The sequence below is a fragment of the Maribacter algarum (ex Zhang et al. 2020) genome (assembly GCF_005885635.1).
GTDB classification, from domain to species: domain Bacteria; phylum Bacteroidota; class Bacteroidia; order Flavobacteriales; family Flavobacteriaceae; genus Maribacter_C; species Maribacter_C algarum.
In genome coordinates this window covers 865,494-882,201 of the sequence record NZ_VATY01000001.1, presented here as the reverse complement: position 1 = coordinate 882,201, position 16,708 = coordinate 865,494, and the positions used below count along the sequence as shown (strand labels likewise).

Annotated in this window: 18 protein-coding genes; 5 read left to right on the top strand and 13 right to left on the bottom strand. The window is 37.8% G+C overall.

Translation table 11 applies throughout. From position 1 onward, the window contains the following. Positions 1-2: 2 nt before the first annotated feature. Positions 3-713, bottom strand: coding sequence for a hypothetical protein (locus FEE95_RS03780; protein ID WP_138656493.1), 711 nt, complete (start codon positions 711-713; stop codon positions 3-5). A gap of 69 nt (positions 714-782) precedes the next feature. Beyond that, positions 783-1,724, bottom strand: coding sequence for an NAD-dependent epimerase/dehydratase family protein (locus FEE95_RS03775; protein WP_138656492.1), 942 nt, complete (start codon positions 1,722-1,724; stop codon positions 783-785). Between the two features lie 64 nt (positions 1,725-1,788). On the opposite strand from FEE95_RS03775, the gene FEE95_RS03770 reads away from it, so the two are divergent. Next, a complete protein-coding gene (locus tag FEE95_RS03770) occupies positions 1,789-2,286 on the top strand; it encodes a hypothetical protein (RefSeq protein ID WP_138656491.1) in 498 nt (165 codons plus the stop codon). Between the two features lie 56 nt (positions 2,287-2,342). Next, on the top strand, positions 2,343-3,428 hold the full coding sequence (locus FEE95_RS03765) for a DUF2652 domain-containing protein (protein WP_138656490.1): 1,086 nt from the start codon (positions 2,343-2,345) through the stop codon (positions 3,426-3,428). Between the two features lie 2 nt (positions 3,429-3,430). On the opposite strand, the gene FEE95_RS03760 is transcribed toward FEE95_RS03765, so the two are convergent. The 6 genes from FEE95_RS03760 to FEE95_RS03735 all read right to left on the bottom strand — a co-directional run bounded on the left by FEE95_RS03760 (position 3,431) and on the right by FEE95_RS03735 (position 8,756). Beyond that, complete coding sequence (locus FEE95_RS03760; protein WP_138656489.1) at positions 3,431-3,754, bottom strand: ArsR/SmtB family transcription factor; 324 nt, start codon at positions 3,752-3,754, stop codon at positions 3,431-3,433. After that, positions 3,744-4,169: an SRPBCC family protein gene (locus FEE95_RS03755; RefSeq protein WP_138656488.1), complete on the bottom strand. Its 426-nt coding sequence runs from the start codon at positions 4,167-4,169 to the stop codon at positions 3,744-3,746. Before FEE95_RS03755 ends, FEE95_RS03760 begins: the two co-directional genes overlap by 11 nt. A 163-nt stretch (positions 4,170-4,332) precedes the next feature. Continuing rightward, positions 4,333-5,031: a hypothetical protein gene (locus FEE95_RS03750; RefSeq protein WP_138656487.1), complete on the bottom strand. Its 699-nt coding sequence runs from the start codon at positions 5,029-5,031 to the stop codon at positions 4,333-4,335. A gap of 155 nt (positions 5,032-5,186) precedes the next feature. Beyond that, positions 5,187-5,561 carry a hypothetical protein gene (locus tag FEE95_RS03745; protein WP_138656486.1) on the bottom strand — a complete coding sequence of 125 codons (375 nt, stop codon included), beginning with the start codon at positions 5,559-5,561 and terminating at the stop codon, positions 5,187-5,189. Positions 5,562-5,677: 116 nt separating this feature from the next. Next, complete coding sequence (locus tag FEE95_RS03740) at positions 5,678-6,481, bottom strand: SDR family oxidoreductase (RefSeq protein WP_138656485.1); 804 nt, start codon at positions 6,479-6,481, stop codon at positions 5,678-5,680. Further along, positions 6,474-8,756: a M28 family peptidase gene (locus FEE95_RS03735; protein ID WP_138656484.1), complete on the bottom strand. Its 2,283-nt coding sequence runs from the start codon at positions 8,754-8,756 to the stop codon at positions 6,474-6,476. Before FEE95_RS03735 ends, FEE95_RS03740 begins: the two co-directional genes overlap by 8 nt. Before the next feature lie 203 nt (positions 8,757-8,959). Here FEE95_RS03735 and FEE95_RS03730 point away from each other — a divergent pair, with 203 nt between their 5' ends. After that, positions 8,960-9,430 (top strand): CBS domain-containing protein, encoded by a 471-nt coding sequence (locus FEE95_RS03730; protein WP_138656483.1) that lies wholly within the window; start codon positions 8,960-8,962, stop codon positions 9,428-9,430. A gap of 47 nt (positions 9,431-9,477) precedes the next feature. Here the strand turns inward: FEE95_RS03730 and FEE95_RS03725 are convergent, their stop codons facing one another. From FEE95_RS03725 to FEE95_RS03705, 5 genes are all read right to left on the bottom strand, one after another. Beyond that, complete coding sequence (locus tag FEE95_RS03725; protein ID WP_138656482.1) at positions 9,478-10,512, bottom strand: hypothetical protein; 1,035 nt, start codon at positions 10,510-10,512, stop codon at positions 9,478-9,480. Between the two features lie 7 nt (positions 10,513-10,519). Further along, positions 10,520-10,876, bottom strand: coding sequence for a hypothetical protein (locus FEE95_RS03720; protein ID WP_138656481.1), 357 nt, complete (start codon positions 10,874-10,876; stop codon positions 10,520-10,522). After that, entirely contained in the window at positions 10,873-11,358 is a 486-nt protein-coding gene (locus tag FEE95_RS03715) for a DUF6265 family protein (protein WP_138656480.1), read from the bottom strand. Before FEE95_RS03715 ends, FEE95_RS03720 begins: the two co-directional genes overlap by 4 nt. Before the next feature lie 103 nt (positions 11,359-11,461). Next, entirely contained in the window at positions 11,462-12,022 is a 561-nt protein-coding gene (locus FEE95_RS03710) for a pentapeptide repeat-containing protein (RefSeq protein WP_138656479.1), read from the bottom strand. After that, positions 12,022-15,168 (bottom strand): VPS10 domain-containing protein, encoded by a 3,147-nt coding sequence (locus FEE95_RS03705; protein WP_138656478.1) that lies wholly within the window; start codon positions 15,166-15,168, stop codon positions 12,022-12,024. Before FEE95_RS03705 ends, FEE95_RS03710 begins: the two co-directional genes overlap by 1 nt. Positions 15,169-15,338: 170 nt before the next feature. Here FEE95_RS03705 and FEE95_RS03700 point away from each other — a divergent pair, with 170 nt between their 5' ends. Both FEE95_RS03700 and FEE95_RS03695 read left to right on the top strand, forming a co-directional pair. Further along, complete coding sequence (locus tag FEE95_RS03700) at positions 15,339-16,088, top strand: glucose 1-dehydrogenase (protein WP_138656477.1); 750 nt, start codon at positions 15,339-15,341, stop codon at positions 16,086-16,088. Between the two features lie 5 nt (positions 16,089-16,093). Continuing rightward, positions 16,094-16,705 carry a TetR/AcrR family transcriptional regulator gene (locus FEE95_RS03695; protein ID WP_238474494.1) on the top strand — a complete coding sequence of 204 codons (612 nt, stop codon included), beginning with the start codon at positions 16,094-16,096 and terminating at the stop codon, positions 16,703-16,705. Positions 16,706-16,708 lie beyond the last annotated feature (3 nt).

The window sequence follows — 16,708 nt, the reverse complement described above, 5'->3', positions numbered from 1 at the left end:
GCCTACTTTCGTTTTGCCCAAATTTCATACATGGGCTCTCCTTTGCTATTCTTTCCGGTATGATGCCAGTCGTCTCCTGTGATTTCATAATCAAACTTTAGGCTTGCACCAACACGAGAATTATCTCTTGAGAAATACTCTATAATTTCGGTGTAAACGCCATCTTTAGATGAGTAGCTTCCACCTCCCGTTCCTGAAAATTTAAAAGTTTCTGTCTGATAGGCAATCCATTGAAAGCGTCCATTCATTAAAAATTTCAATGTTTTCCTTGCCCGAGATTCTCCGCGTCTTTCTTGACCTTCATCTGGTCCACGAGTAGCAAATAACCAAGCTCCATCCAAATCTTGAGTATTTGATTCTTGCGGTACAAATACCATTTTTGAGGCTCCTTCCAAAACTAAATTATTACCATCAAGTTGCATTGGAATATCCAAAGTCCTCAAAGAATCTTTTTGGTAGTCCGAATTGAACTCTAACTTGAGTTTTAGCATGTTTTCTTCAGTAGAATAAAACCCACCTAGGGTTTTTATGAATTTTGCTGGGGATTTTTCATAGACTGAATGAATCAGGTAGTTTTCGGCAACTTTCAATTCGTGGTGCACATTCCCATTTTCAAAAAGATATACGCCTTGATTCATCTGCGCAAAAAGACTTGTGCTTGTGATGAAAAGAACTAATAGCAGAATACATTTAAAAATTCTTGGACGTTTCATAATAGTGATATTTAAAACTAAATATACTGAATAACAGGATATTAAAAAGCCCTTAAACGGTAGAATTTGTTATTTGGAAAGATTTTTTAACATGTCTTGAGTAGTTTTCTCCAGATTAAATACAGACTTCCACCCCCAATCTTTTCGTGCCTCTGAATCATCAATACTACTAGGCCATGAATCGGCGATGGCTTGACGAGAGTCTGGTTCGTAGGTCATCTTGAATTCTGGAATTTGGGTTGCTATGCTTTGAGCAACCTCCGAAGGAGTAAAACTCATTGCTGCTACATTATAGGCAGAGCGCACTTTTATTTTACCAGAATCGCTTTCCATCAATTCCAGGGTAGCGCGGATAGCATCATCCATAAACATCATGGGTAGAGAAGTATCTTCGCTTAAAAAACAGGTATAGGTCTTCTCTGCAAGTGCTTTATGGTAGATTTCTACAGCATAATCGGTTGTTCCACCACCGGGCATCGTTTTCCAACTAATTAATCCGGGGTAACGAATACTCCGCACATCGACTCCAAATTTATTATGATAGTATTCGCACCATCGTTCACCAGATTGTTTGCTAATACCGTAAACCGTACTAGGTGCCATAATAGTGTTTTGCGGAGTGTTTTCTTTGGGAGTTTTCGGACCAAAAACGGCGATACTAGAAGGCCAAAAGATTTTGGAAATCTTCTTTTCCTTTGCTAGATTCAACACGTTAAAAAGCGAATTCATATTGAGGTTCCAGGCACGCATTGGAAACTTTTCTGCGGTTGCACTTAGCATGGCGGCCATAAGATAAACTTCATCTATTTCATAGTAGGCGACTACTTCTTCAAGTGCGTCATAATCAGTGGCATCCAAAAGTTCGAAAGGGCCTGAATCCATAAGGTTGTCATGGCCCTCCCTAATATCACTGGCTATTACAATATCCCTTCCATGTTTTTCACGTAGGGTAAAGGTAAGCTCGGTTCCAATTTGTCCGCAGGCGCCAATTATAAGAATATTTTTTTGCATTAAATTCGAGTTAAATGAATTCGCGTATAAAGATACCGTTTATTAAAATTTGTACATTCGCCGAATGAGTAAAACATTCGTCTTTGGTATTTTTTTACTGCTTTTAGTTTCCTGCAAGGGCGATAAGGACAAATCGATAGCAGAGGATACTTCGTCTTATGAAATCCTTACCGAAGATTGGCCAAAGAAAACTAGTCCTAACTCTAAAACGGCTGAAATAATAAAAGACTGGGAAGAATTCAATGCGCTTCAAATTGGATTAGATGCCATATACAAAGTTGGCAATACAGAAGATTTGAGTTTGGTTTTGGAGGACCTAATTGAAAAACAAAAGGCACTTGAAGAATCAACGTATCCAGAAGCTTTTGATAAACCGCAAATAAAGAGTAGACAAAAAGTCTTTCATACCTTCATTTTAAAGACAAAAGGAGATTTGATTTATAGAATTGACTCGAAAATATCAGTTTTAGAAATGATTGAAGCACACAATGCAATGCTTAATCAAATGAATTCTATTACAAATAATACTTTGGACTTAAAGACTCTTTTGGAAGAAGAATAGAAGTTTATAGATTTATGTTGATAGTTCCTCTCAAACGAGCGACTAAATTTCTAGTTATGTCGAAGTCATTTTTGTTTATTCCTGATATTTCTGGTTTTACGAAGTTCATTCAAACTACCGAAGTAGAACACAGCCAACACGTTATAGCTGAGTTATTGGAAGTATTAATAGCGGCCAACACCCAAGATTTAGAACTTGCCGAGATTGAGGGTGACGCCCTCTTCTTCTATAAGGAAGGTGAGATACCATCGCAGGAAAGATTGTTGGCCCAGATTGAGACTATGTTTACAGCTTTTTATAGTCACTTGAAACTTTTAGAAACGAACCGAATATGCCCTTGTAATGCTTGTGCCTCAGCACCCAATTTACAACTGAAAATTGTGGCACACTGCGGAGATTTACAATTCATAGAGGTACAAGGAAATCGTAAACCCTTTGGAAAACATGTTATTGAGGCACATAGATTGCTTAAAAATTCCGTAGATAGTGAAAATTATGCCTTGATAAGCAAAGAATTGGCTAGTACAATAGAACTGCCCATATACTACTGGAGTAAACTTTATAGGTTTAAAGAAGGAAAGGATATCTACGATGAAAAAGAAGTAGAATATATTTATTCGGTAATCGACCAGGGCAAACTAAAGCTAAATACTTTTTTACAAGGGAAAAAGGTAAGCTTTGATAAACCACCTCAATTTGTCTTTGAAAAAGAATTTCCTATTTCCGCACGAAGTCTAATGGAGTATATCACAAATTATACTTATCGACATCATTGGGCTAAAGGGGTTGATAAATTCGAATATAACGAGAATGAGGTAACCAGAGTTGGCTCGGAGCACGTGTGCGTGATAAATGGCAAACATTTGAATTTTATTGCAGTTACCAAAGATGTATGTAAAGGTCAGTTTGTTTACGGTGAGATGACTTCAAGTCCACCCCCTGTTGATAAATTGTATCAGTTTTATATTGTGACCCCTACTTCAGAAGCTTCCTGTAAATTAAAACTAGAAACCTATTGGGAGGCTAAGTCCCCTTTGAAAAAACTTGCAATGACGCTATTGATAAAAAAGATATTTAGAAAAAACACCCAAAGTGCCCTAAATAATCTGGCTCAATTTACTGCAGAGCAATTATCTGCCTAGCCCTAAGCTTTATCGTCTAGATAGGATTCTAAATTGCCGATTGCATTATCCCAGAATTTCTCATAAAATTTGAGCCATTTATTAACTTCCATTAGAGGTTCAGCATTTGCATAACAAAAACGTTCTCGCCCTTTGTTGCTAATATGAATCAAGCCTGCTTCTTCCAAAGTCTTTATATGTTTGGTAACCCCTTGGCGGCTTATATCAAACAGATTGGAAATTTGAGTGATAGGCAATGCCGTTGACGCCACTACCAGCGCATGAAAAATTTCACGTCTGGTAGGGTCGGCTATAGCTTTTAATATTCTGGTGATTTTATCCTGCATGTACTTCTTCCATTAGATATTTGGAAAGCTCGGAAACACAATTGTCCCATCCTCCATTAAAACCGGTAAACATTTGAACCGCTGTATCTCCGGAATAATTTGATATACCAGAATGCTCTAGGTAAAGTGAGGTGCCCTCGGCAGTTTCTTTCAACATCCATTTTACCAAAGTTTCTACATTGGTATTTTGAACAACCCAGGTATATATCAGAGTATAGGGGTTCGCCTCTTTTACTACTCCGTTAATTTCAGTACAGTTTTCCCCTTCGCTTTTAAATGAGTAGGAATAACCCTTTTCAGCCTTAAAATCAGCCTTTATAAACCAATTTGATATTTCAACTTCTTTCGAGATAGCATCCCAGACTTTGTCAATGGAGTGATTGAAAATGTGCTCTTTAATAATAACATCTTTCATGATTGTAAATTTTATGATTAATACGCAACTACATGGTTGCAAATATAAACAATAAAATTATATACGCAACATTTTGGTTGCTTTTACTTGTTATATTATTATAGGCTTTTAAACAAAAAAAGCCGACCCATCGAGCCGGCTTTTTTTGTTATTATACATGGCGTTAGTTCTTCGTTTCAGCAGCTGGTTGCTCCTTTTTTGTGGTAAGTGCTTGCTTGCTTAAGCTGGCCAAATTGAAATTAGGGTCAACTTTTAGGGCTTCGTCAATAAGCGCTATCGCTGCATCAATATCTTTGTCCTTATTGAATTGCATGAGTCCTTTTAAGTGAAGGAACGCTGCTTTTAACGATGCTTCATAGGGTTGCTGTCTTTCGTAAAAAGCATGTTTCATATCATCCTTTGAATTGGCCAATCCATATTCGATATTAGTTGCTGCTCCGGAAATATCCCCGGTCTGAATTTTTAAATCTGCCAATTCATAGGCCAAATACGGATTTTGATTTCTGGTGAACAAAACTTCAAAGTGCTCAAGGGCCCTTTTAGGCTGATTCAAAGCTTTTAATGAAATGGCTTTAACCTGAACAGAAAGGTCTGAATCACCTTCATTTTTTTCAATTCCAATGGTATTCAAGGCCTGTATGTGCTGATTGTTGTTCGCATATACATAGGCCAAAGTATCTCTTCGTTCTTGTGAAGGTGCTATTACATTTAAATGGGTCATGGCATTGATTACCCCACTTACATCTCCCTGCAAGCGCATTTCTTTGTAAAATGCTTCATAATGCTTTTGTAATTCGGTTTTGGTTTGCGCCGTACCTAAAAACCCAATGGCCGTGACCAACACTAAAATAACTCTCTTCATCGTATTCTGGTTTTATTAATTTTGGTGCGCTAAACTATAAAATTTATTCGTAGCAAGCTGTTAATAAAACCTTTAAAGAATTAGGATCTCGGTATAAAGCAAAAAAAATGCCCTTAATGGGCATCTCTTTTATATTGGTTTGGGGTTTTTATTTCCTAAGCCGTCATTAGTGGCCGGTTCTTATTGGTGTAAGAATTTAATAAACTTGCATAAAACGCAAGACTTTTGTTATCATAATCTATGCATGACTTTAAGAAATCACGTAGATTTCTGAACCATAGATTAACATGTAAGGTTGGCATATAAAGATTGACCTTTTTGGGGTCATAATCTTTATCATCCATTACAAGTTCCATTTCCACCCTTCTGCGGTGGTAATCAATCGAAACATCCGCTGCGTTGTAATGCTTTTTTAAAATTGCAACATGCAAAGTTTCGTAGTCTGAAGCAACTTTTTGCTGGGGACAACTTTGGGCAATCAAATCTTCCATTTCCATTAGAATTCGCCCTTTTAAATTTGAATTTTCCATGGCAAAACGTTTTAATTATACAATAAAGTTACGCGTTAATCGATGAAAAGGACGTTGTATTAACAGGAAAACGGAGACTTTGTTGTGAAATGTTAAATTTCTGATGTGTACGAAGACTATAACGTTGTAGTAAAATCGAATTTTTTAACATTTATTAGCACTTTTGAGTGCACTTTTTTGCCTTTTTTGGTATTATTGACTTTATAATCAGGGACTTGCAGTCCTTTCTTTTTAGCTTCTGAACTATAGTACCTTTGTTTGGAAAGATGCTCAGGATAGACGCCATTCAAGACTTCATTCCACCAAGAATTGGTTAGTACAGACTTGATAATTCGAATACAGTCGTTTAAATGTATCAGATTTATGGGATGATTCCCATTGGATAAATTTTGTCTTCCGGAAAGCTTGGTAATAGGGTGCCGATTTGGGCCAATTAATCCCCCAAAACGAACGATTGTTGTATCTATATCTTTATCATTTCGAAAGATATTTTCAGCAGCTAAAAGTTGTTTCCCCGATTCTGAAGAGGGTTGGGGAATGGTTTCTTCAGTTACGTCGCCATCCACATCACCATAAACGGATGTACTACTCACAAATACTATCTTTTGTATAGAAGACTTTTTGACTTCCGTATGGAGCAATTGCATTTTTTTAACATAGTTTTCTTTGTTTTGACCTCTTAGTTTAGGTGGAACGTTAACAATTAGTACACCAACATCCTGAAGAAATCCTGAAACATCTCCATTTATTTTCTTCTGTCTTAGAGAAATTATAAAAGGCGCTATGCCTTCTTTTTTGAGCTGTGCTAACTTTTCTTCTGATGTTGTGCTACCATGTGCTTCATATCCGTCTTGAACTAAAGAAATCGCAAGTGGAAACCCTAGCCAACCGCAACCCAATACGCCGACTCTCCTATTCAAAGCGAACAGTTTTGGTAACTAAAATGGCATCGTTTAGTATAAAAGGCATAGGAATATTGTCTTCTGGTCTGACCGGAATGCTAAACTGAGAATTGCTCAATAAATCATTAGAGGCTTCATAAATAGTGAGCTCTAAAATTGAATCCTTTGGTATACTTAGTTGTAAGTCGGTATATTCATTATTGCTTATATAATGGGTCACCAGTTTACCTCTTCGTCTGTTTTCAATGTAGTAGTCTGAAAGTTTAATTGTATTCACAATCGCAGATTCAAGAGGAGTTTCGGTGAAGACCTCAAGTCGATTTACATTCCGATTTGGCGTAATGCAAATATCTAGCAACCTACTATTTCCTATGACCGTATCACGAGTCTTTTCTACTAGCATTTGCGGTATTTCCTTGGTAGGAGCTTCCGATACATAGGTAAATCCCGAGCTGTATTTACTACTTATAGTCTTTTTTGATAGTTTTTCTGGGGATTTTTTTTCGGTTCCTATGTACTGTGCGGTCCAATCGGAAAGAGTGTTTTCATAGGTTGCCCATTTTGCTTTATTAGAATCTGCATCCAACACATATAGAAGGCTCGTAGGTTTAGGGCTGTCTTTGTCGAAACGGGAATTAAAATGTGCTGAAATCATACATCCGAAAAACAAAATAAGGCCTAAATAAGCCAATCGCCTTTTCTTTTTATAAAAACCAAAAATAGGCAACAATAACAGAAAAGTGAGCGTAGTGAAGAGTGTAGCGGCTACCATCATTTTAAGCCCAAGACCTACTGGAAACATTTTTACAAAAGGCGCATAAATGAACAATGCAGGTAAGGCCAAAAAGGTCAAGAGATACGGGTTTGGCATTTTCTGATTGAGTAGTACCATAAATGCCGATAATACTGCAAATACGGGAATTATAAAAAAGCTCGCCCCTGATAAATAGTGACTCACCAATCCACAGATTACCAACCAAAGTAGGATGGGAGCGACTAGTAGATTTGCAGTTTCTACCTTTTTAAATCGATTATACACCCAAAAACATACTGCAATTGAGAAAAGCACAAATGCCAAAATATAGGTATGTCCATTATAGGTGAAACCATGAAGTATGTCTTTGTAAGCGGGATACATCCATTTCAAAACAGTCCAACAGAAATAACCGACAGCTCCATTTATCGCTATGGCCAATAGCATGGGTAAAAATCCTTTGCCAACTTCAGTTGGATTCAAGGCTTTTCTTCGAAATCCATAAAGTAATAGGAGGATGAAACAAAGTACGGCCAAACCAAACATAGGCCATATCCATTCAAAAGGATATGAGATCAGTTTGAAAAAGGGGACATTGAAATAAATAGAATCATTCAAACTTTTCAGATTTGTCAAATCAGCTTGACTAAAATGGTCCAGTAGCGGCATCAAATAGCTGCCCTGATGTGCCATGGTTTTTTTGTCTAATCTTTCATAAGTATCTTTTGCGGTATGATAATCAAAATGGTCATCGATAAAGGCAAAATTGAAGCCTTCGATATCACCATCCTCCCGAAACACTGTTAAATCAGTATCATTTGGTAACATCTTGTAGATGCTATAGGCTAATGAATTTGCGACGGGGTACTTTGGATTCGCTTCCGTAAATTCCTTGATTAAGTTGGCATTACCGCGATTGGTTTCAATAAGCATATAGCTTGGTCCACCACTGCCCCGCGCCTCGAAATTGAGTACTAGCCCAATGTCTTTTTTCCATGGATGCTCCTTTACAAAGAGGTCAGCGCCATTTAGTCCCAATTCCTCCGAGTCTGAAATAAGAATAATAATATCGTTCTTTGGATTTGGGTTGTTGGCTAAATACGCACGAATTCCCTCTAAAATGGTAGCAACGCCGCTACCTGCATCACTTGCTCCAAAGGAAGAATGTGTACTGCTATCATAATGAGACAAAAGCATTAAGGCTTTTCCTGAGTCTGAACCTTTAATTCTTGCCAGAATGTTGATGGCTTTACTGAGATTTCCCCAATCACCGGATGTATATCCTTCTTGGATAGAAGTTTCCAGTCCCATTTTTTCGAGCTCAGAAACGATATATTCCCGGACCTCCTTATGAGCAGGAAAGCCTACTCCGTGCGGTTTTCGAGCAATTTGTTTAACATGTTCAAGAGCCCTATCAGTGGAAAAAGAAGTTTTTTCTGCAGAGGAGTCACTTGAATATACAGGCGTTAGGGAGCGAAAGCTCCAATAAATGGCAAAGACAATCAATAGAAGGGTAAATATCGCGGAAGACCTTTTCATAATGCTAATGTTGGAAATCTAAAAGTATAAAATTCCAATCGTATTTTAGAGTAAAAGAGCGGTATTACTAGGAGTAATCAGTATTTCAAAGGTCCAAAACCCTTGACGCAGTACGTCGAATAATTGTAAAAGGCATTAAATTTTTCGCTATATTTATTAATTAACCTCGTCTGTCTGCCCCGACAGCCTAAAACCTTAACGATATGGGAATCAAGAGTTTTCAAGGCCCTAGAGCCAAAACAGTTTCGAAGAAGGAGTACAATGCGCCCATATTGGTAACTGACTATATGACCAAAAAACTGGTCACATTTACCCCCGAACAATCCATCTTGGAAGTGATGGAGCAGTTTACCAAATACAATATTTCCGGTGGCCCTGTGTTAGATGGCAACGGATTCTTAGTCGGCATCATCTCGGAAGCTGATTGTATGAAGCAAATTTCTGAAAGTCGGTATTTCAACCAACCGATTCTAGATAAAAGTGTGGAGAAATTTATGACGAAAGGTGTGGAGACTATTCCACATGATATGACTATTTTTGATGCAGCTGGTGCTTTTCATAAAAATAACCGGAGAAGACTGCCGGTTATGGAAAATGGACTATTAATTGGTCAAATTAGCCGAAAAGATATTGTAGTTGCGGCGCTTAAATTAAGTGGCGCCAACTGGAAATAGTACTTTTTTTGCCCCTATAAAGGAGATTGTTCCCCTTTATTATGAATTTAATTTCCCTTAATGAGAATTTCAAGCTCTTGTTTGATTTCAGTTAGGGGAAATTTCATTTTATTTCTTTTCTTTCCTATAACAATCATATCATCTGTAATTGAAAAACGCTCTTCAGGTTTCAAATCTGGAATTTCAATACCCCTCTCCAGTAAAAAATCAAAATCTATTTTTAGCCTGCCTCCCAACCCGGTTTCTATTTCAATCACATAAATGTTGTACTTTGGGTCAGGTGCTAAGGCTTGTTTGATAATTACATGATTGTCATGCAAAACAACTTCTTCAATAGAAGCCCACCTAAGTTTTTGAGGGGAGGCATTAATATCCATATCTGTCACGAATACCCACTTGTACTTGTTTCCTTTTTTAGCGATTACACCATGATCTGTCTTTAGAATTTCGTAGGACTCATTTTTTTCCACTGGAATAAATGCCTTTGTTTTTCCTCCTTCTGATGAAAAATGGGTATCACCATAATAGATTAAAAAATCTTTTTGATCTGAGGATTCAGATTTAGCGTATGTTATTTTTTCTTGACGAATTATTTTCGAAAGTGTTCGAGCTCCCATTTCAATATAATACGTCGACGGAAGTTCAGGTTCCTCTTGCCGCCAAACCGTTTTTGGATTAAAAGTTAAGTTGAAATATTGATTTTCCTCTTGCTTTTGGGTGTTGAGCGAACTATTAATAATCCAAAACAAAGATTGGTCGGGAGTAGGTCTGAATTTTGGCAATACTTCTTTTTTCAAGTTGTAGAAGAAGTACTCATTCTCTTTCTTTCGTAGTTCGGGGAGCACGGAAACACGCTTTTTAATTGCGCAAAAACAACCGTAATTGGTAAGTGTGAATTTTTTTTTTGTTTTTCCGTCAGTCAGTTCACAATCGGCTCCACCAAAATTACTACCTATTTCATAAGAACACATTAAAATGTCTTCAATACCATCACTATTGAAATCTTCAGTAGTAATTGAATTATGTTGGGCAAATAGTTGGGCGATAAATAAAAAGAAGAATAGAAGTAGTAGGTTTTTCATAGAAAGACTATTCGCGTTTTACAATCATATAATAATCATTGTCCAAAGGTAAATAACCTAAATCGTACACAAAGTAATACGTTGTACCTTTTTTAGTGGTATAAAGGTTTGTAATAAAGTCGAAATCAAAGTTTTTATCAAGCAAACGCGTTTTTGTGGTTCTTGTTTTTCCATCTTTAAGGGTAAAACTATCTAGAACCCGGTAGTTCTTTCTTAGTCGATTGTTGATATTCCTTATTAGATTTTTAGCAGCAGGATTTACTTTATTGTGATGTGCATTTCTGCAACCATCTGAGCAGAATTTTTTGTCACTCCGGCCCATGAGTTTTCTACCACACTCTAAACACTTTTTCTTTTCGCTCATTGCTTTTTATAGTTGAACTTTACCTCTTCTGCTTTGTCGTCTTGTTCGATTAGTCCGTAGATATTGATTTCTTTATCACTTAGCTTTTCGAAAGTGAAACCTTCAAAGTAAAATCGATTGCCATCTACTTTTATTAATTTAAATCGTTGTACTTCATCTTTTTCCTCCCATCCCTTTAAATCGCCGCCAAAATGTTTCAATTCGAAAACCAAAGATTCGTTTACTTCGCGAATATGACCTAATTCGTAAAAAGTGACTTTTCCATCTGCAACATGTTTAAAAGAAAACATCATGGAGCCACCAAGTGGGGGGCTCCATATTTCTTCTGTGATTCCACCGAAAGCTTCTCCTTTCCAATGACCTTCCATCCACAAAATTTCTTCTATGGAAGCATTAGGTGAAGATTCCCCTTCATTAAGTGACATGGTGTTTTGTGCGCTGCAGGAAATTGTGAGGAGTACTAAAAATAGAAAAGCTTTCATTTTAAATGATTTACCAGTTGAACAATATACGAAATATCCGTTTTCAAACGGGTGAGGTGATTCTACATATTATTGACGTTGCTCAAGTATGCAAAACGGACACTCACTCTATTTTAATTTCATATTTACTTAAAAGGCCAGGGAGTCCATCTTTGGAAAATTTTGCGTTTTTCAATAGATTTTTTTCTGGGTCTATATTGAAGTTTTGGGCTTTTGTGAAATCTGCTTTTTGCAAATGGGTTTGACTGAAAATAGCTCTATCCAAATCGCTGGAGTCAAAATAGACATTAGTTAAATCGGTCTCGGTAAAGTCAACTTCTATCAATTTAGATTTTATAAACGATTGGTTTTTTAGCGTCAATCCATAAAAAGAGGAAAAGTTTAAAGTGCAATTCTCAAATCTGAAATCCATTAAAAAATCATTGCAATCCTCAAATTTGAGTCCCATCATTTTACAGTGGGAAAAAGTAACTTCTTTGAAAATGGTATGTGCGAGATTTACATTGCTTAAGTTGCAATCGATAAACTCGCACTCCATAAAATTTTGATTATCTAAATATCCATTTTCAAAATTACATCCCTCGAAAATGCAGTTTTCATATTCACCTTTTGGGAGTCTTGATTGGGTATAATTTTGGTTTTTAAATGTTTGGTCTAAAATCATTAGTTAGACATTATAATCGCTGGCAAATCTAGTTCCTTAAACTTTTTATTGTAAGCGTTCATCTCCTCATTTATAATAGCTTTTTGCTCATTTTCATATACTTTCCAATCTTTCTGTAAGTCGGCCCAACGCTCATTCGCGCCCTTCGTAACTTTTGGTTCTGCAGCATCAATATATCCTTTTAGATGAATCATTTGTGCATTTAACTTGTTGTTGTAGTTGATGACATCTTGAAAGGTTTTTTGTTTGGATTGTATTAGGTTCTCCTCCCAAGAAACAATACGTTTTACCAAGGCTTCTCCTTTTTCTAAAAGTGCTTTAGCATCCTCGTTGTCATTCAGGAGTTCGGCATAAGTATCCAATTGCGATTTAGCCGAACGCATATCATTGACCGATTCGTGTATGGTTTTAAGAGCACTTTCAATTTCCTCTAGAAGTTTTTGTTGCGCCACATAATCTGCTGGTTCGGCATCCACTTTTGGATTTGCCAAAACCGTGACCTCGGTTTCCGAAGAAGTTCCATCCATGGAAAGTTTTAATTTATAAGTTCCTGGTCCGACATTGGAGCCCGCATGCCCACCAAAAACGAAAACCTTATTTATGGAAGGAAGACTCTCTCTACGAAAATTCCATGTAAAACGATTGTATCCTTGCTTCGATGGAAGGACTTGTGGTTTAGACGGACCGCCAGGCCAAGTTTTAAATCCTTTTGGTTTTTTGTTAGTGTAGCTTCTCAGTAATTTATCCCCTTGAAAAACTTCTAATTTTAAGTCTAGACTATCTGCATTTTGAGCTATGTAGTAATCCAATGTTACTCCACTTTTAGGGTTTGACCCCAAACCTGGTCGAGGTTTATCACTACTTCCTCCAAAAATTAAATAGGTATCCTTAGGTCGAAATATTTGAACCATTTCTTTCGTAGTCTCTAGATTTTGAATGGCTCCCAAATCATCTAAAATCCAAAAGGAACGTCCTGCAGTGGCGGCTACTAAATCATTGTCTTGAATTATCAAATCATTGATGGGAACAACGGGGAGATTCAATTGAAATGGTTGCCAATTTAGTCCATCGTTCCATGAGATAAATAAACCTGTTTCGGTACCAGCATACAATAGCCCCTTCTTCTTTGGGTCGGCTCTAACAACTCTGGTAAACGTATGCTCGCCAGTTATTCCGTTTACGATTCGTGTCCAAGTTTGGCCGTAGTCGTTGGTTTTGAAAATATGTGACCTTAAATCCATGGACTTGTATCGCATCACAACGACATAAGCCGTAGCTGGGTCATGTGGGGAAACGTCAATACTATTTATAATTCCGTCAGGGACATTTGGTGGTGTTACATTTGCCCAGTTTTGACCCCCATCTTTTGTTACATGTAAAAGTCCGTCATCACTTCCGACCCAAAGCACCCCTTTTTCATGTTGCGATTCCACCATGTAGGTTATGGTATTGTAATTTTCGCCTCCAGCCGCTTCGTTCGTATAAGGTCCGCCACCGGGGCCATGTTTCTCGGTTTCGTTTTTGGTCAAATCAGGACTCACAACTTCCCAGCTTTGTCCTTCGTCCATAGATTTAAAAACCACATTGCCCGCATGGTAAATTGTATTTCTGTCGTGTGGAGATGTAATGACCGGAGCGTTCCAATTATACCTGTATTTGGAGTCTTTTGGAGCGATACTCAGTCCCAATTCAGGATATTCCTTAATAGGTTTTGATTCTCGGGATTTAGCATCCCATTTATCTAGGTTTCCTTGATACGTTCCACCATAAATGATTTCTGGATTGTCTGGGTCAAATGCCAAGAAAGCGCTTTCGCCACCTGCTACTCGGTACCAATCTTTCCAATCTATACCCGCATCATTGGTGCGACTTGCAATCGCAACCGTAGAATTATCTTGCTGCCCGCCATAAACATTATAGGGAACCAAATTATCGGTAATTACTCGATAGAACTGTGCGGTGTTTTGATTTTGTTGTGTACTCCAACTTTGTCCACCATTATTCGAAACATTTGAACCTCCATCGTTGGAATTTATCATGCGTTGATTGTTGTGTGGATCAATCCACAAGTGGTGATTGTCTCCGTGTGGAGTTGGAAGAGGTTTAAAACTTTTACCACCATCAATGGACTTTGTCACGGGAGCATTCAAGACATAAACGATATTCTCATTTTGCGTATCTGCAAAGATTTCCATGTAATACCAAGAACGTGCGATGTTGATACGGTCTTTGTTGACTTGTGTCCATTTTTTACCGGCATCCGTTGATTTGTAAACGCCACCTTTGGTTCCTTTCGCTTCAATAACCGCATATACGATTTCATTGTTTGCTCGGGAAACAGAGATTCCTGCTTTTCCAAAATCTTTCGGTAATCCTTCTTTCATTTTCTTCCATGTACTTCCGCCGTCTGTTGATTTGTACAATCCGGAGTCTTTTCCGCCTGATTCCATTATCCAGGGATATCTACGATGTTCCCACATCGCCGCATAGAGAATCGATGGATTTTGCATATCCATTGATAAATCAGATGCCCCCGTTTTATTATTAACAAAAAGCGTTCGCTCCCAGGTAGAGCCTCCATCCATAGAACGATAAATTCCTCGTTCAGCACTTCCAGCATATTGCGCACCTTGAGCGGCCACAAAAATGATATCAGGATTTGTTGGGTGGATAATCACATCAGAAATATGTCTCGTCTTATCCAAACCAATATGCTTCCAAGTTTTTCCAGCATCGGTAGATTTATAAACTCCATCGCCCATGGAAGTCATTACGCCACGAGCTGCATGTTCACCCATCCCAGCAACCACAATATTGGGATTGCTTTCCGAAACGGCAATAGAACCGACCGTTCCGGTTTTTAAGAACCCGTCGGAAATATTTTTCCAACTTAAACCGTCATCAGTAGTTTTCCAAATACCACCACCAACAGTGCCATTATAATAAGTCATAGGTTGACCTACTACTCCTGATGATGCGACACTTCGCCCACCTCGAAACGGACCAATATTTCGCCATTTGAGTCCATGAAACATGGAATCTTGTATTGTAATTGCAGGTGTAGTTGATTTCTTTTTTCTTCTTTGGGATTGCAGGCTCAGGGGAAGAATCAATAATGCAATTGCCAGTAATTTCAGGATTTTCATAGGAAGTGATGGTTATAAATTAGTCTTGAACAAGATAGTAAAACCAACGGTAAATGTTTAGGAAAAGTTAAAAAGGAATATTTTATTTGGAACGTTTGTTCTGTTATTTGTATGTTTGTATCGGAATGAACGTTCCAAAATAAAAAACAATTAATATTTAAATAAAAACAATGAACAAATTAGAGAATAAGGTGGCGGTAATTACAGGAGCCACGAGCGGAATGGGACTAGAGACAGCCAAAAGATTTTTGAAGGAAGGTGCTAAAGTAGTTCTTACAGGAAGGAGCCAAGAAAAATTGGATAATCTTAGGTCTGAGTTGACCGGTGACTATCTTTTGGTCAAGGCAGAAGCTTCAAGTGTGGCTGACAGTAAAAAACTGATAGCAAAGACCGTAGATACTTTTGGAAAAATAGATGCCCTGTTTTTGAATGCAGGTATTTTTAGGGTAGAAACCATAGACGGACTTACAGAGGAAATTTTTGACGAAGTGTATAATGTGAACGTTAGAGGTCCTTTGTTTACCGTAAATGCGGCTCATGATTATTTAAATGAAGGAGCCAGTATTATTTTTAATACTTCGGTCACCGATGTCAAGGGTTTCCCAGGAATGTCGGCCTATGCATCTAGCAAAGCGGCTTTGCGTTCGTTGACACGTACCTTGGCGGCGGAATTTGGACCGAAAGGAATACGGGTAAATGCCATTTCTCCTGGCCCGATTGACACGCCTATCTATGGAAAGCACAATGTTCCTCAAGAAAATATTGATACCATGGCGGCTAATTTCCCCTCAATGATTAGTTTAGGTAGGTTTGGGCAATCAGAAGAGATAGCAAATACGGCATTGTTCTTGGCTTCTTCTGATAGTAGTTATATCACCGGTGCGGAGATACCTGTTGACGGAGGATTTGCACAGGTATAATTTTTTTGAATACATTTGGAACAGTTATTCCAGATATGCCTCGTACGAAACAATTTAATGAAGCGGAAGTATTGCATAAGGCTATGGAACTCTTTTGGGAAAAAGGGTTCCATGCTACTTCCATGCAAGACTTGGTGAATCATCTGGGTATTAATCGTGCTAGTATTTATGATACTTATGGTGGTAAGAATGAGTTATTTGATAAAGCCTTTCAAAATTATAGAACTATCAGCCTTGCTTCCTTGAAAAGTATATTTGATTCAGAATCTGATGTAAAAAAAGGATTTCGAAAACTGTTTCAAATGGTCATCGATGATGTCAAAACACAGGGATGTCAAAAGGGTTGTTTTGTGGTGAATACCATTACGGAATTGGTGCCAGGAGATACTGTCTTGTTGGAAAAATTAAAACAAAACGCTGCGAATACCGAGGGCCTTTTTGAGCAATATATCCAAAGGGGAATAGATGATGGCCATATTGATGCTTCCAAAAACCCTAAAGCCATTGCTTTTACCCTTTTTACCCTTTTCAGTGGTTTGCGGGTAACGTCGAAGGTAGAACAGAATTCTAAAAAATTGAACGAAATGGTCGAAGTCGGCCTTTCTATTTTAGATTAATAT

Bases quoted from the DNA above. Each gene is read 5' to 3' on its own strand.
- FEE95_RS03780 (WP_138656493.1), bottom strand. From the start codon at position 713: ATGAAACGTCCAAGAATTTTTAAATGTATTCTGCTATTAGTTCTTTTC.
- FEE95_RS03775 (WP_138656492.1), bottom strand. From the start codon at position 1,724: ATGCAAAAAAATATTCTTATAATTGGCGCCTGCGGACAAATTGGAACC.
- FEE95_RS03770 (WP_138656491.1), top strand. From the start codon at position 1,789: ATGAGTAAAACATTCGTCTTTGGTATTTTTTTACTGCTTTTAGTTTCC.
- FEE95_RS03765 (WP_138656490.1), top strand. From the start codon at position 2,343: ATGTCGAAGTCATTTTTGTTTATTCCTGATATTTCTGGTTTTACGAAG.
- FEE95_RS03760 (WP_138656489.1), bottom strand. From the start codon at position 3,754: ATGCAGGATAAAATCACCAGAATATTAAAAGCTATAGCCGACCCTACC.
- FEE95_RS03755 (WP_138656488.1), bottom strand. From the start codon at position 4,169: ATGAAAGATGTTATTATTAAAGAGCACATTTTCAATCACTCCATTGAC.
- FEE95_RS03750 (WP_138656487.1), bottom strand. From the start codon at position 5,031: ATGAAGAGAGTTATTTTAGTGTTGGTCACGGCCATTGGGTTTTTAGGT.
- FEE95_RS03745 (WP_138656486.1), bottom strand. From the start codon at position 5,561: ATGGAAAATTCAAATTTAAAAGGGCGAATTCTAATGGAAATGGAAGAT.
- FEE95_RS03735 (WP_138656484.1), bottom strand. From the start codon at position 8,756: ATGAAAAGGTCTTCCGCGATATTTACCCTTCTATTGATTGTCTTTGCC.
- FEE95_RS03730 (WP_138656483.1), top strand. From the start codon at position 8,960: ATGGGAATCAAGAGTTTTCAAGGCCCTAGAGCCAAAACAGTTTCGAAG.
- FEE95_RS03725 (WP_138656482.1), bottom strand. From the start codon at position 10,512: ATGAAAAACCTACTACTTCTATTCTTCTTTTTATTTATCGCCCAACTA.
- FEE95_RS03720 (WP_138656481.1), bottom strand. From the start codon at position 10,876: ATGAGCGAAAAGAAAAAGTGTTTAGAGTGTGGTAGAAAACTCATGGGC.
- FEE95_RS03715 (WP_138656480.1), bottom strand. From the start codon at position 11,358: ATGAAAGCTTTTCTATTTTTAGTACTCCTCACAATTTCCTGCAGCGCA.
- FEE95_RS03710 (WP_138656479.1), bottom strand. From the start codon at position 12,022: ATGATTTTAGACCAAACATTTAAAAACCAAAATTATACCCAATCAAGA.
- FEE95_RS03705 (WP_138656478.1), bottom strand. From the start codon at position 15,168: ATGAAAATCCTGAAATTACTGGCAATTGCATTATTGATTCTTCCCCTG.
- FEE95_RS03700 (WP_138656477.1), top strand. From the start codon at position 15,339: ATGAACAAATTAGAGAATAAGGTGGCGGTAATTACAGGAGCCACGAGC.